The 1,067-nt window shown below is 42.9% G+C and carries 1 protein-coding gene; it reads right to left on the reverse strand.

The window, feature by feature from the left end; translation table 11 throughout:
* Positions 1-19 precede the first annotated feature (19 nt).
* A complete protein-coding gene (locus ACVC7T_RS10900; protein WP_447262947.1) occupies positions 20-973 on the reverse strand; it encodes an IS30 family transposase in 954 nt (317 codons plus the stop codon).
* Between the last annotated feature and the right edge of the window lie 94 nt (positions 974-1,067).

The raw sequence follows: 1,067 nt of genomic DNA on the forward strand, positions 1-1,067 counted from the left end.
GGCAAATTTCAATTCCGAGTTAGCCACCTATAAGAAATTCTCTCGGTGACTTGTAGCCCAAACATTTTTTGGGATAGTTATTGATCCAATTTTCGATAAAAGCGATTTCTTTCGGGGTCGTTTTTGTGGTTCCTTTCGGCAACCACCGTCGGATAAGCCTATTGTGATTCTCGTTCGTGCCTCTCTCCCAAGAGGAATAAGGGTGAGCGTAGTAGATATATTCCTCCAGAAACACTTCTGACAAGCGACTAAACTCGGTTCCATTATCTGTAGTAATGGATTTGATTTGGAACTCCTTCAAGACGATTTTCAATGCCTGATTCACAGCCTCAGCCGATTTATTTGGAATCAATCGAATGATTTGGTGGCGACTTCTCCTGTCCGTCAAGACCAAAAGGCATTTGTTTCTCGCTCTCGTCAATAGAACCGTGTCAATTTCATAGTGTCCAAGCTCCAGTCGAAGATTGATCACCTCTGGCCGCTCTTCAATTGACTTTCCAGCAGGCTTAAAGTTTGGACTCGCCTGTTTTTTGGTAGTCCTCCCTTTTCTAGGATAAAGCATATCCTTCTTGGTCAAGCCGAGATGCCCCTTGTGAATCCAGTAGTAGATGGTTGAAATCCCCACATTGATGTCCTTGGTTCTAACCATCATTTCAGGCGAGAATTTTTCCATATTGTAGTGCCGAATTTTATCAGCGAGTTCCTTTGTTAAGCTCAGTTTTCTAACGGACTTTTTCCGATTTTTCTCATACAGATTTTGGGCATAATCAGCGGAATAGAGTTTTTTGAAGCGACCTTTTCGGACTTGTTGTAGGGTCGTCCCTCGTATCACTTCATTGTGAATGGTCTGCGGAGCCTTTCCCAATAAGCGAGCGATTTCCCGATTGGATTTCCCTTCGCCTTTCCACCGTTCAATTTGTCTGCGGTTTTCGATTGTCAAATGTTTTCCTTTTGGTGTATAATGTGTATGCATCTCCGGGTCTTCCTACCTTGTGTTTGTGGTGAACTACAAGTATAACACGGAGGTGTTTTCTTTTACCTACAAGGAACTTTCATTTGTCAACAGG

Source organism: Streptococcus sp. P25B114, from assembly GCF_053010325.1.

Bases quoted from the DNA above. Each gene is read 5' to 3' on its own strand.
- ACVC7T_RS10900 (WP_447262947.1), bottom strand. From the start codon at position 973: ATGCATACACATTATACACCAAAAGGAAAACATTTGACAATCGAAAAC.